Origin of the sequence: Streptomyces sp. NPDC015127 (assembly GCF_043080095.1) — a bacterium.
Taxonomy (GTDB): domain Bacteria; phylum Actinomycetota; class Actinomycetes; order Streptomycetales; family Streptomycetaceae; genus Streptomyces.
Map to the genome: position 1 here is coordinate 142,025 of NZ_JBIBVE010000002.1, position 12,806 is coordinate 154,830.

The 12,806-nt window shown below is 74.2% G+C and carries 11 protein-coding genes; 5 read left to right on the forward strand and 6 right to left on the reverse strand.

Translation table 11 applies throughout. The features are described from left to right. Positions 1–669: 669 nt before the first annotated feature. The 6 genes from ACF08N_RS03990 to ACF08N_RS04015 form a co-directional block, all read right to left on the reverse strand. Entirely contained in the window at positions 670–1,437 is a 768-nt protein-coding gene (locus tag ACF08N_RS03990; protein WP_392322996.1) for an MBL fold metallo-hydrolase, read from the reverse strand. Positions 1,438–1,600: 163 nt separating this feature from the next. Further along, positions 1,601–2,224, reverse strand: a complete 624-nt coding sequence (locus tag ACF08N_RS03995) for a CGNR zinc finger domain-containing protein (RefSeq protein WP_392322997.1) — start codon at positions 2,222–2,224, stop codon at positions 1,601–1,603. Between the two features lie 148 nt (positions 2,225–2,372). Beyond that, complete coding sequence (locus tag ACF08N_RS04000; RefSeq protein ID WP_392322998.1) at positions 2,373–2,678, reverse strand: hypothetical protein; 306 nt, start codon at positions 2,676–2,678, stop codon at positions 2,373–2,375. 143 nt (positions 2,679–2,821) lie between these two features. Further along, entirely contained in the window at positions 2,822–4,144 is a 1,323-nt protein-coding gene (locus ACF08N_RS04005; protein ID WP_392322999.1) for a cation:proton antiporter, read from the reverse strand. Then, complete coding sequence (locus ACF08N_RS04010; protein WP_392323000.1) at positions 4,131–4,769, reverse strand: flavin reductase family protein; 639 nt, start codon at positions 4,767–4,769, stop codon at positions 4,131–4,133. The genes ACF08N_RS04005 and ACF08N_RS04010 overlap by 14 nt, the downstream gene beginning before the upstream one ends. Before the next feature lie 255 nt (positions 4,770–5,024). Beyond that, complete coding sequence (locus tag ACF08N_RS04015; protein WP_392323001.1) at positions 5,025–6,623, reverse strand: tryptophan halogenase family protein; 1,599 nt, start codon at positions 6,621–6,623, stop codon at positions 5,025–5,027. 274 nt (positions 6,624–6,897) lie between these two features. On the opposite strand from ACF08N_RS04015, the gene ACF08N_RS04020 reads away from it, so the two are divergent. The 5 genes from ACF08N_RS04020 (at position 6,898) to ACF08N_RS04040 (ending at position 12,805) form a co-directional block, all read left to right on the forward strand. Further along, positions 6,898–8,376, forward strand: a complete 1,479-nt coding sequence (locus tag ACF08N_RS04020; RefSeq protein ID WP_392323002.1) for a BTAD domain-containing putative transcriptional regulator — start codon at positions 6,898–6,900, stop codon at positions 8,374–8,376. 26 nt (positions 8,377–8,402) lie between these two features. Further along, positions 8,403–9,956 (forward strand): aldehyde dehydrogenase family protein, encoded by a 1,554-nt coding sequence (locus ACF08N_RS04025; protein ID WP_392323003.1) that lies wholly within the window; start codon positions 8,403–8,405, stop codon positions 9,954–9,956. Continuing rightward, positions 9,953–11,755, forward strand: a complete 1,803-nt coding sequence (locus ACF08N_RS04030) for a non-ribosomal peptide synthetase (RefSeq protein WP_392323004.1) — start codon at positions 9,953–9,955, stop codon at positions 11,753–11,755. The genes ACF08N_RS04025 and ACF08N_RS04030 overlap by 4 nt, the downstream gene beginning before the upstream one ends. 4 nt (positions 11,756–11,759) lie before the next feature. Then, the gene (locus ACF08N_RS04035; protein WP_392323005.1) at positions 11,760–12,518 is read left to right on the forward strand and encodes a thioesterase II family protein; all 759 of its coding nucleotides are present in this window, start codon (positions 11,760–11,762) and stop codon (positions 12,516–12,518) included. A gap of 74 nt (positions 12,519–12,592) precedes the next feature. Then, positions 12,593–12,805 (forward strand): MbtH family protein, encoded by a 213-nt coding sequence (locus ACF08N_RS04040; protein WP_392323006.1) that lies wholly within the window; start codon positions 12,593–12,595, stop codon positions 12,803–12,805. Position 12,806: the final 1 nt, after the last annotated feature.

Genomic DNA, 12,806 nt, shown 5'->3' on the forward strand with positions numbered 1-12,806 from the left:
GCGCGCCCTGAACCGGCGGCCGGAGGACCGATGGGCGCCGGCATGCTGCCGACGGCGCGGCGGCTCCGGATCCACTTAGCTTAGCCTAACCTAATCGCCCCGGGTGATGTTCTTCTCGCCGTGAACGACGGCGCGGGTCCGCCCTGTCCGTCCGGACAGGGCGGTGCGTCCGGCGGGACCGGCGTTCAGAAGTACTGACAGTGGTCGGCCGGGATCGCCTTCTCCTCCAGGAACCACGTGGCGTCGACGGGCGTTCCGCCGCCGCTTCACCGCGCATGCCCGCCGCCGCGTACGCGTCGGTCGCGCTCTCCCGCTCGGTGACCGCGCGCGGCCGGTCACCCAGCAGCCCGGCGGCGTTGGCCGGTCTGCGATGCGCCGACGCGGCAGGCGCGATCTCGCCCCGGGAGCGGCGAAGCCGGGCGACGTCGGTCCACACCGCCACGGCCGACTCGAGCTTCCCGCACAACTCGGCACAGTCCGCCATGCGCTCCAGCGTGGTGATCCGGGCGTCCGGGTCGGCATCCTCCGGCCAGACGGCGAGTGCCCGCCGCGCCGGCGCGGCGGCGTCCCGGTAGGCGTGCACGGTGCAGTGCCGCTCGGCCGCGGCGAGCAGCAACGGCCGCGCACGCCCCGGTCGGTCCTCTCGTGGCCGCCGCTCGCGCAACCGGGTCAGGCCAGGTCGACGCGATCCAACAGCCCTGCCGCGCCGAAGGCGTTCACCAGCTCGTCGCGGCCCTCGGTGAAGTGGGCCCAGCTGTCGAAGTGGACGGGGACGATCTGGCGCGCGCCGAGGATCTGGGCGGCTTCGGCGGCCTGCGCACTGTCCAGGGTGAGCAGCGCGTGGTCGAGGATGGCGGTGCGGACCGCGCCGGCGAAGAGGACGGCGGTGTCGACCGGGCCGAAGCGTCCGGCGATCTCCTTGACCAGGCCGAGCTGGGCGTTGTCCCCGCTGACGTAGACCGTGGGCAGGCCGTCCCCGGTCAGGACGAATCCGACGACCTGGCCGACGATCGGTTCGAGCTCCGCGCGGTCCCCGGGGCCGTGCAGGGCGGGCACGCCCGTCACCGTGATCGTTCCGCCGTCGGGGCGGTCCAGTTCGACCGCCTCCCAGTCCGCAAGGCCCCGGGCGTTGCCGCCCAGGCGGGCCGCGCCGCCGGGGGTGGTGAGGGTGAGCGGGACGTCGGCGAGCAGGGCCCGGCCGGAGGCGTCGAGGTTGTCGTCGTGCTCGTCGTGGGAGAGCAGGACCACGTCGATGCGGCCGAGGTCGGCGGGAGAGGCGGCGGACGGGGCCGTCTTGGTGAGGCCCGAGTCGTAGGCGCGGGGGGCATCGAAGGTCGGGTCGGTGAGGAACCGCAGGCCGCCGTACTCGATGAGGGCGGTCGGGCCGCCGAAGACGCGGACGGGGACCTGCGCGGAGGGCGTCTGGGTACCGGTCATCAAAACACCTCACGGTTGAGATAGCGGTTATCCGTGAAGTGACCGTAGCTGGTTCTCACGGATGGCGGCAAGTCTTAACGTGAGGTGGGGGAAGTGTTGAGGCCCCTCCGCGGGTGCGGAGGGGCCTCAGTGGGTGGTCGGGCGGGGTGTTTCGCGTCCGTGCTCAGTCGGCCGCGGACTGGGTGCGGCGGGCGTAGGCGCGGGCCGCGCGGGCACGGTCGCCGCACCGGACCGAGCACCAGTGGCGGCGCCCCGTGCGCAGCAGGTAGCGGTTGCAGGGAGTGGAGTCGCAGGCGGCGAGGCGGTCCGCGTCGGGGCCGGTGAGCAGGTCGGCCGCGTTCGCGGCGAGGACGCCCAGGGCGTGGTCGACGATCTGGTCGACGGGATGCGCGGCGGTCCGGTGCAGGCCCCGGGCCGCGTCCCAGTGGAGGAGGGAGGCCGTGGGGACGCGGCTGAGCGCGTCGTTGACGGCTGCCAGCGCCGCGGGAGGGGCCGGCTGGCCGACGACCCGGGAGGCGAGCAGGGCGCGCACCTGTTCGCGCAGGGACCGCACCCGCGCCGCGCAGATCTCCTGCAGTCCGGCGCTCTGCGGGGCGAGGCCGCGCTCGGCCAGCCACCGTGACGCGGTGGCCGGCGTGCCGAGCAGGTCGAGGGACTGGCCGCCGGGCAGGGTGACGGCGCTGTTGGCCAGATCGAGCGCGGGGTACTGATCGGCGCCCGGTGCGGGCGGCAGGGCGGGGTCGACCTGCTCGGCGGGCGCGGTCTCGGCGGGCGCGGTCTCGCTCATGAGGCTCACGGTACAGCTTGCTTCAATCCGTGACAAAAGCATCTCGGACCCCACGGGCGGCCCGCTCCGGCCCGGGCGCCCGGCCGCTCCCGCCATTCCGGCGCGCGTGACGGCGGGTCAGGTCGCTCCGGTCGCTCGGGTCGCCGGCTCAGAAGGGAGGGTCCCCGCTGCCCTCGATCATCAGCAGGCCACGGTCGAAGCTGCGGCGGCCCACGACGAAATCGCCGATGCGACCGTCCGGCATCCGCAGCTGACAGGTCTGCGCATGGAAGACGGTGTCGGCGACCTCCTCGCTCTCCACCTCGAGCGATCCGTTCCAGTCGGACAGCCCCTCGATCCTGCCCTCGGCCCCACCGGCTTCCGGGTCCTGTTCGCCCCAGGAGCGCAGGTCGGCCGTTGCTGCGATCTCGACGCCATCGGCGATCACCGTGACGTCGTCGTGGAAAGCGCCCATGGTCCCAGTGTGCGCCTGCCTCGGCCGTCACGGGCAACGGCCTGGTCGGCGGGCAGCGGTCGAGGAGTCGCCGCGGGTCAGGGGCCGCCCCGCGCCCGGCCGGCGAACCCGTGGTCACCGGCCGGGCGGAGCCCCGTCGTGGCTCACGTCGAGGACGCGGCCGCCGTGGGCGTCGGCGGTGCCGGGGCCGACGAGGACGCGACCGCCGTCGCCGGGGCCGCGGTCGGGGCCGGTGTCGGAGGCTTCGGGGGCTGGAAGCGGCTGACGGCCGGGGACGTCGCCGCCGTGGTGATCAGCGCCATCAGGACCAGCATCGTGAACAGCTCCGGCCCGATCACCCCCAGTTCCAGGCCGATGTTCAGCACCACCAGCTCCGTCAGGCCCCGGCAGTTCATCAGGGCGCCGACCGACAGGGCCTCACGCCAGGTGCGGCCGCAGGCGCGGGCCGCCCCTGCCGCACCGCCCCACTTGCCGAGCACCGCGACCGCCAGCACCGCCCCCGCCCACAGCCACTGCACCGGGTCGGCGGCCAGGGCCCCGATCTCCGTGCGCAGGCCGGTGTGCACGAAGAAGAGCGGCAGCAGCACCGGGACCGCCACGGCGCGCAGCCGGGCCGCCGACGCCTCGATGCGGCGATGCCCGCGGGGCGTGACGACGCCGAACAGGAAGGCCCCGAACAGTGTGTGCACCCCCACGAGGTCCGTCATGAGCGCCGACAGGCTCAGGCCGCTGAACAACAGGACCAGCACCACCCCGTCGTTCGTCCGGTCCGCCCGTGCCGCCGCCCACCGCGCGAGCAGCGGACGGACCACCAGCACCATGGCGGCGGCGAAGCCCACCGCGAGTCCGGCCGTCGTGAGCGCGTCGAGCGGGGAGCCCGCCGAGGCCAGGGCCACCACCAGGGCCAGCAGGCACCAGGCGGCGACGTCGTCGAACGCCGCGCAGGCCATCGCGAGCGTGCCGAGCGGTGTCCCGTACAGGCCGCGGTCCACCAGGATCCGGGCCAGCACCGGGAAGGCCGTGACACTCATGGCCACCGCCACGAACAGGGTGAAGGGCATCAACCCGACCCCGTCCGGGGCGAGTTGCCCGTACATGCCGAGGGCCAGCAGCGCGCCGAGGCCCAACGGAAGCAGCATGCCCGCAGTGCTGACGGCCACCGCGATCCGGGAGTGGCCGCGCAGCGCGCCCAGGTCCAGTTCCAGGCCGACGAGAAACATGAACGCCAGCAGCCCCAGCTGCCCCAGGACCGAGGTGTACGGGAGGACCGCCTCCGGAAACAGCCAGTGGTGCGCCTCGGGCCACAGCCAGCCGATGAGCGAGGGGCCGAGCACGATGCCCATGGCGATCTCGCCGATCACGGGCGGCTGGCCGAGGCGTCTGAGCAGAGTCGCGCCCGTCTGGCAGGCCAGGATCACCGCGGGCACGGCGACGAGCAGCGCGGGCAGCGGGTCAGCGGCGGACACCGGCGGCTCCTTCGGACGGCAGCACGGGAGGTGCGGGCGCCGCCGCCGGCTGCGGCACGGAGGCAGCGTCGGACCATCCCGCGTAACGGCGCAGTCCGTACAGCAGCGGGTGCGCGGCGGGGCGCACCGTCACCCGGCTCGCCTGCGCGAAGACGGCCGTGTGGTCGCCGAACGCGAGCGTCTTCACGACGGTGCAGTCGGCGATGGCGTGGGCGGCCGCGATCAGGTGCGGGCCGCTCGCGCCCAGCGGCAGCCGCCACTCCGTGCGCTCGAAGCGGTCGGGCGCCCCGGAGGCGAACAGGTCGGAGGTCGCGCGGGCCCGCTCGTGCAGCAGGTTGAGCGCGAACTGCCCCTGTTCGAGCAGGGCCTGGAGCGTCGGACTCGCGGTCCGTATGCACACCACCAGCGTGGGCGGGGCCAGCGCGACGCTCGCCAGTGAACTGCACGTCAGGCCGCGCGGCCGGTCGTCGGCGCCGAGCGTGGTGACCACCGACACCCCGGACGGGAAGGCGGCCATGAAGGGTCGGAGGTCGGTCTGCCGGAGGACGGCGGAGCCCTCGGCCCCGGGCGTCCCTTCGTTGTCGTCGCTTCCCGGTACGTCCCGGTGCGGCGCGGAGTTGGGCATGTCTGACTCCCTGTGGGTGACGAAGCAGTGCGGCCCGGCACCCGGCGGGTTGCGCCGGGTGCCGGGCCGTGGGAGCGGCGACAGGGCCGGGGCCCGGGGGAGGCACCGGATCTGCGCCGGGGAGGGGAGGCGCCTGAACGGGGCCGTGGCTTGCCCGGGCAGGGGCCGTTGACGGTTGCTTTCCGGTGGGTGGTTTCCACGGGGTGCGGCGCCGGGACCGGGGGAGGCGACGCGCGGTCCGGTCCCGGCCACTGCCTACGCGTGCAGGTGCTTCAGGTACTCGTAGGCGCTGGGCAGCGTCTCCAGCAGGTTCTGCTGCTGGCGCTTGACCGTCTCGAACAGCGGCTCCGCGCCCGCCACGGACTCGGGCTTGTACGCCAGTGCCGGAAGCGGCGCGTCCGGCTCCAGGCCCAGGCCGGCGAAGATGCAGTAGTAGCTGCCGTTGGTCCAGAAGTTGCGGAACTCGGCCTCGAAGTTGCCGTAGTACGTCGACTCGTCGGTGATCGGCGAGTTGATGGGCAGCCCCGCCCGGTACGCGGAGATCTTCTGCTGGATGTTGTCGGGGAGGGTCAGCTTCTTGTTGGCCTGCCAGAACGGCGTGTCGTTGCGCGGCGCGTAGAAGAAGTGCGCCTGGATGAAGTCACGGGTGTCGTCGAACATCACCTCGATCTCGTGGTTGAAGCTGTCGATCAGACCCTGGTTGAAGGTCTTGTCGGGGAAGTGCTTGGCCAGCTGGTAGATCGCCGCGGTGATGAAGTAGATCCCGGTCGACTCCAGCGGCTCCAGGAAGCAGGACGACAGGCCGATGCCGACCACGTTCTTCACCCACGCCCGGCGGTTGCGGCCGACCCGGAAGCGGATGTGGTTGAACTTCGTCTTCTCCGGGTCCAGGCCCCACATCGCCGCGAACTCGGCCGTGGCCTCGTCCTGTTCGGTGAACTTGCTGGAGTAGACGTAACCGGTGCCGAAGCGGCCCAGCATCGGGATCTTCCACGCCCAGCCCGACGACATCGCGATAGCGGAGGTGTACGGCTCCACACCGCCCGCCTCGTCGTCGTGCGGCACGGCGGTGGCGACCGCGCTGTCGCACAGCAGGTGGTCGCTCATGTCGATGAACGGCTCCGCCATCGCCTGGTTGATCAGCAGTCCGCGGAAACCGGAGCAGTCCACGAAGAGGTCGGCGTCCAGCACCCTGCCGCCCTTGGTGTGCAGCTCCGTGACGAAGCCGCGCTCGTCCTGCCGCACCTCCGTCATCTCGTCCTGGACATGGTGGATGCCCTGCTTCTCGATGGCGAAGCGGCGCAGGAAGTCCGCGACGAGCTGGGCGTCGAAGTGCCAGGCGTAGCGGGTGGCGGACCGGCCGTCGAGCCAGCGCGGCGACTTCATCGCGTCCATCACCGGGGGCTCGCGGAAGCAGGCGTAGTCGAACGGCTCCGTGGTGCGGCCCTCGTGCTTGCGCTTGAACCAGTAGTGGGACAGCGGCGTCTGGTCGTAGTCGGGCAGCAGGCCGAACGGGTGGTAGAAGTGGTCGGGCCGGCCGTCGGGCAGCTCGCGTGCCGTCGCCTCGCCCTGGCCCTCCGTGCGCCAGTTCACGAACCGCACCGCCATCTTGAAGCTGGCATTGCACTCACGCATCCACTCGTCCTCGGCGATGCCGAGGTAGTCGAAGAACGCGCGCTGCAGATTGGGCACGGTCGCCTCGCCGACGCCGATCCGCGGGATCGTCGGGGCCTCCAGGACCGTGATGTCGACCGTGCCCTGGAGAGCCTTGCCGAGATACGCGGCGGTCATCCAGCCGGCCGTGCCGCCGCCCAGGACGACGACCTTCTTCAGTCGGGAGTCGGTGCTGGTCATGGAGCAGCCCTCATTTCGGAGTCGGGATTCGCGGCCGGAAGCCGAGGAGCTGGAGAAGAGGCGAGCCGGTGGGTGCCCGGGCCGGCCGCGTCCGGGCGGTCGCGGCCGGACACGTCCTGCGGCGTCGGTCCCGGGACCGATGGGCCTCAGTCTGCGCAGCCGCCCTATGACGGACCTACAGAGGCGAGATCCGGCCGGTATAGGGCGTTTGTAGAGCGCGGGAACACACTCGCCGCAGGCAGAACGGCGATACGACGGACCCCGGGAGGAAGCGATGACCACCGCGGTGACCGGTTTTGCGCGGCAGGCGGTACGCATCCGCTTCCTGGGCGACTTCGAACTGACCGTGAACGGGGCCCCGGTGCGGCACTGGCGGGCCGGCAAGGCCCGCGGGCTCTTCCAGTACCTCGTGATCCACCGTGGCCAGACGCTCACGCGCGACCGGCTGTACGAGGCGCTGTGGCCCGGCTCCGACCCGTCGGCGGGCGGCAGTTCGCTGAAGGTGGCCGCGCACGGGCTGCGCCGGGTCCTCGACGCGCACCCCGACAGCCCGCGCGAGTCGGGCATCCGGCTGCACTACCGTGACTTCGGCTACGCCCTGGACATCGCGGAACTCTGGTCCGACGTGGACCGCTTCCAGGAGCTGGTCCACACCGGCCTGCGGGCGGCCGCGGCCGGTGACCGCACCGGCGCCCGCGAGCAGCTGCGGTCGGCGGTGGAGCTGTACGCGGGGGAGTTCCTGCGCGGGGAGAGCGCCGACTGGGTCGTCGAACAGCGCGAGTACCTGCGGTCGCTTGCGCTCCGCGCCCTGGACGTCCTGCGCGCCGACGCCGTCGGGCGCGACGACTTCCCGGACCTGATCGAGATCTGCCGGCGCACGCTCGGCATCGACCGGCACCACGAGGAGACCTACCGCGCGCTGATGACGGCGCACGGCCGGCGCGGCGAGCACGCGTGTGTGCGGAACTGGTACGAGCTGTGCGCGCGCCGGTTGCGCGACGACCTCGATGTGGCGCCCTCCCGGGAGACGGACGAACTGCTCGCCGCGATACTTCCGGCGCCGGTGGCTCCCGCCGGGGGGCCGCCGCGCAGGGTGCGGACCATGACGCCCGCCCCGTCCCGCCGCACCCGCCCGGACCCCCGGGCGGCGGCCCGCGCAACGCCCCGGGGTTCCGTGCCGGTTGGGTGGCCCAGGACCCGGGCTGCCACCGCGTCCGATGCGTGGCCCGTGTCCCGGGCCGACGCGCGGCCCGGGCCCCGGTCCCGGGTCCGTCCGGAGGCGCGGCCCGCGTCCGGGGCAGGACCTCGGCCTGTCGGCCAGACCGGAACCCGGTCCGCTTTCCCGGCTGATGCCAGGTCCGGCGGCCGGCCCGTCTCCCAGACGCAAGTCCCGCCAGGGGTGCGGGCCGACTCCGGGCCCGACGCCCGGCAGGACGCCCTGCTCGCATCCCGGTCCCGAGTCCCGCTGCGCGGGCGGGGCGACGGCAGGCCCGAAGCCCGGCCCGGCGGCCGGACCGCGTCCCGGGCCGACCAGGGTGCTGCGCCCGGAACCGGTCGCCGAGTACCGCCCGGTGGACGGGTAGATGCCCGGCCCGGCGGCCGGACCGCGTCCCTGGGCGAGGCCACGCCGGGCGCCTCGCCCGACGCGTCGGGCGTCTTCCGGGCTGACGCCCGGTCCGCCGGCCCGGCAGGAAAGCCGGGCGATGCCGCGACAGCCGCCCCGGGCGCCGGGGCGCGCGGGCGAATTCAGTGATCGAGCGACTCAGTGAGGAACCCACCGTGACCGTGCTGACCGCACCGACGGCCCACCCGTCCGCGGCCTTCTTGCCGCCCCGCTACGACGACCAGTGGATCGGCGGCCGCTGGACGCCGTCCGACGCCGACAGCCGGCTCGTCGTCACCGACCCCAGCACCGAGGCGCCCCTGGCCACCGTGCCCGCCGGTACCGCCCGCGACGCCGACCTCGCCGTGCGTGCCGCCGCCGCGGCCTTCCCCGGGTGGTCCGCCACACCCGTACGGGAGCGGGCCGCCATGCTGCGCCGCGTCGTCGAGGGCCTGGAGCGCACCGCCGAGCGGTTCGCCGACGTCATCACCGCCGAGGTGGGCGCTCCCTCCCGGGTGTCCCTGCACACCCACGTCGGGCTGTCCGTCGGCATGGCGGCGCACTGCGTGGAGACCGCCGCCTCCTACGCGTACGAGGAGCGCGTGGGCCACTCCCTGGTCGTGCGGGAGGCCGCCGGTGTCGCCGCCTGCATCACCCCCTGGAACACCCCGCTGCTGCTCACGGTGCAGAAGCTGCTGCCCGCGCTCGCGGCCGGCTGCACCGTCGTCCACAAGCCGAGCGAGCTGACGCCGCTGCACGCCCGCCTCCTCGCCGAGGTGTTCGCCGAGGCCGATCTGCCGCCCGGCGTCGTCAACATGGCCGTCGGCACCGGCGACACCCTCGGCACGGCCCTGGTCACCCACCCCCTCGTCGACGTGGTGTCCCTGACCGGATCCACCCGTGCCGGGCGTCAGGTCTCGGCCCTCGGCGCCGACGGCATCAAGCGGATCCATCTGGAGCTCGGCGGCAAGAACGCCAGCCTCGTCCTGGACGACGCCGACCTCGCCGCCGCCGTCGGCGCCACCGTCGACCAGGTGCTCTTCAACACCGGGCAGACATGCCTGCAGTGGAGCCGGCTGCTCGTGCCCCGCGACCGGCAGGACGAGGCGGTGGAGCTCGCCGGACAGGCCATGGACGGCTATGTCACCGGCGACCCCCGCGACCCGGCCACCGACCTCGGCCCGCTCGTGACCGGCGCCGCGCACGCCCGGGTGAACGACTACATCCGGCGCGGCACCTCGGAGGGCGCCCGCCTGGTACGCGGCGGACCCGGCCGTCCCGAGGGCCTGGACACCGGCTACTACGTCCGGCCCACGATCTTCGCCGACGTCGACCCGATGTCCACGCTCGGCCAGGAGGAGATCTTCGGGCCGGTGCTGTGCGTCATCCCGTACGACGACGAGGACCAGGCGGTACGGATCGTCAACGGCACCCGCTACGGGCTGCACGGCGCGGTCTGGTCCGGGGACGACGCCCGCGCCGAGCGCGTCGCACGGCGGTTCCGCACCGGCCTCGTCGACGTCAACGGCGGAGCCTTCAACCCCGCCGCCCCCTTCGGCGGCTTCAAGCAGTCCGGGATCGGCCGCGAGTGCGGCACCGCCGGAGTCGAGTCGTTCCTGGAGACGAAGTCGATGCAGCTGCCCCAGGGACCCGAGGGCCGGCTCGTCGGCCCCCGCCTGCGCGCCACCGCGCCGGCGACCGCCCAGACCCCGGAGAGGAACGACGGATGACCGCCCAGCACGCCGGCCGACCGCCCAGAGACACGCTGCCGCCGCTGTTCGCCGCCCTGGAGCGCTGGACCCGCGAGCGGCCCGGCGAACGCGCCGTCAGCGCCGAGGACGGCACTCTCACCTACGCGGCGCTCACCGCACGTACCGCCGCCACAGCGGCCGCGCTCGCCTCCGCCGGCGTGGGGCCCGAGACCGCCGTCGGGCTGCTCCTCGGCCGCTCCCGGGAGAGCGTGCCGGCACTCCTCGCCGTCTGGAGCCTCGGCGCCACCGCCGTACCGCTCGACGCCGCGCACCCGGTCGAAAGGCTCGGTTCCGTCCTCCGCGACGCCGAGGTCTCCGTCCTGGTCGCCGCGGACGTCCCCGAGGGGCTCGACGTCACCGGCGTCCGCACGATCGACCCGGCGCAGCTGCCCGGCACCCCGCCCGGCCCGCTCGGCGTGGCCCGCCCCGGACAGGACGCCTGCGCCTACGTCGTCTACACCTCAGGAACCACCGGCCGGCCCAAGGGAGTCGAGGTCACCTACCGCGGCCTGGACACCTTCGTCGACGCCCTCGCCACCCTGGGCCTGCCGCCCGGCGGCCTCGGCCTCAACGCCGTCTCGCCCGCCTTCGACGGCTGGCTCTGGTGCACGCTGCTCTACCTCGTCCACGGCCAGGGCGTGGCCCTCGTGGACCTGTCCCTCGACGGGCTGCGCCGCGCCGGCGCCGAGGGCCGCGAACCGCTGCCCGCCGGACTGCGCACCGCGTCCCTCACGCCCTCCCTGCTGGCCGCCCACGGCGGCGGGCTGGACGCGGCCGAGGTCGTCGTCGTCGCCGGCGAGGCGTGCCCGGCGGCGCTCGCCGAACGCTTCGTCCGGGGACGGCGGCTGCTGAACGTGTACGGACCGACGGAGACCACCATCGCGGCGACCTGGGCCGACAGTGAGCGGGGTGACGACGTGACCACCATCGGACGACCGCTGCCCGGATACCGGGCGTACGTCCTGGACGACGACCTGATCCCGGTCGCCGCAGGCATCGAGGGGGAGCTCTACCTCGGCGGACCCGCCGTGGCCCGCGGCTACCGCAACCGGCCCGGCCTCACCGCCGCCCGGTTCCTGCCCGACCCGTTCCAGGGCGGCGGTGCCCGGATGTACCGCACCGGCGACCTGGTGGTCCGCCGGGCCGGCGGCGAACTGGAGTACCGGGGCCGCCGCGACGACCAGGTGAAGATCCGCGGCCACCGCATCGAACTGGGCGAGGTGGAGCGGATCGCCGCCGAACTCCCCGAGGTCGTCGCCGCCGCCTGCTGCACCCTCGCCGCAGGCCAGTCGCTGGGACTCGCGGTCGTCGCCGCCCCCGGCGCGCCCGAGGACCTGGCCGACGCGGTCGCCGCACACTGCGCCACGCTCCTCCCCGAGGCCGCGGTGCCCGCCACCGTCCGCGTCGTCGACCGCATCCCCACCCTCAGCACCGGCAAGGCCGACCGCGACGCGCTCGCCCGCCAACTCACCGCCCCGGCAGGGGCAGCGGAACCGGGGGCCGCCGCCACGGCACGCGAGCGCGAGGTGATGGCCGTCTGGGCCGACGTCCTCGAACGCGAGGTGCCGGGGCCGGACGCCGACTTCTTCGAACTGGGCGGGCACTCGCTCGCCGCGGCCCGGGTCGTCGCCGACCTGCGCCGGACCACCGGACTGCGCATCACACTGGGGAAGCTGCTCACCCGGCCCACCGTCGCGGACGTCGCCGCCGAACTCGACCGGCTCGCGGACGGCGCCGCGGCGGCACAGGCCCACGTCCTCACCGCCGAGGGGGCCTGACGCGATGGGCACCTGGATCTCCACCTGGCCGACCGGACCCGGCGACGCGGACCTTCCGGCCCTGCTCTGCCTGCCGCCGGCCGGCGCGGGCTGCCAGCAGTTCCGCGCCTGGACACCGGCGCTCGCCGGAGTCGCCCAGATCTACGGCGTGCAGCTGCCGGGCCGCGAGAACCGCTGGCGCGAGCCCATGCCGGAGACGTTCGACGAGGCCGTCGAGGCGATCGCCGCCGAGCTGCGGCCGATCGTCGGCGCCGGCCGCCGGCTTGTCGTCTTCGGGCACAGCTTCGGCGGGCTGCTCGGCTACGAGGTCGCCCGACGGGTCACGCCCGCCGCCCTGGTCGTCAGCGCCTGCCGGGCACCCGGTCACTGGGACGGCGCCGGCCGGGGCATCGTCGACGCCTCCGCCGATGACGACGAACTCGACAAGCTCTTCGACACCGCCGGGATGGACCCCGCCTACCTGGACGAGGACACGCGGGCGCTGATGGTCGAGATGCTCCGCAAGGACGCGCAGCTGTCGCTGAGTTACACCCATGCCCCAGGCGGCCGGATCCCCCTCCCCGTGCACGCCTGGGGAGCCGACGGCGACGAGACCGTCACCGCGCAGGACCTGGCCGGCTGGGCCGCGGTCACCACGGCCGGCTTCCACGTCCACCGCGTCACGGGCGGCCACCACGCCGTGCTGCGCCGCCCCGAGCCCGTACTCGAGCACCTGGCCGGACTGCTGCGGGAGGACGTGGCCGGACCGGCCCGCACCGCCTGACCGAGCCCGGCGGCCGTCCGGCCGGAATGCGCCGGACAGCCGCCCAGCCCGCCCACCCGATTCCGGAGGACGTCGTGCCCACCACCTACCAAGTCCTCGTCAACCACGAGGACCAGTACGCGCTGTACCCCGCGGCGCGCCGGCTGCCCGACGGCTGGACGCCGGCCGGGTTCAGCGGCACCGAGGACGAGTGCGCCGCCCACGTGGACGCGCGCTGGACCGACATGCGTCCCCGCAGCGTGCGCACGGCGGCAGCCCACCCCGCGACGCCGGGCGAAGGAGTCTGAG

Coding starts and splice junctions, on each gene's coding strand:
- ACF08N_RS03990 (WP_392322996.1), bottom strand. CDS start 1,437: ATGACCGGTACCCAGACGCCCTCCGCGCAGGTCCCCGTCCGCGTCTTC.
- ACF08N_RS03995 (WP_392322997.1), bottom strand. CDS start 2,224: ATGAGCGAGACCGCGCCCGCCGAGACCGCGCCCGCCGAGCAGGTCGAC.
- ACF08N_RS04000 (WP_392322998.1), bottom strand. CDS start 2,678: ATGGGCGCTTTCCACGACGACGTCACGGTGATCGCCGATGGCGTCGAG.
- ACF08N_RS04010 (WP_392323000.1), bottom strand. CDS start 4,769: ATGCCCAACTCCGCGCCGCACCGGGACGTACCGGGAAGCGACGACAAC.
- ACF08N_RS04015 (WP_392323001.1), bottom strand. CDS start 6,623: ATGACCAGCACCGACTCCCGACTGAAGAAGGTCGTCGTCCTGGGCGGC.
- ACF08N_RS04020 (WP_392323002.1), top strand. CDS start 6,898: ATGACCACCGCGGTGACCGGTTTTGCGCGGCAGGCGGTACGCATCCGC.
- ACF08N_RS04030 (WP_392323004.1), top strand. CDS start 9,953: ATGACCGCCCAGCACGCCGGCCGACCGCCCAGAGACACGCTGCCGCCG.
- ACF08N_RS04035 (WP_392323005.1), top strand. CDS start 11,760: ATGGGCACCTGGATCTCCACCTGGCCGACCGGACCCGGCGACGCGGAC.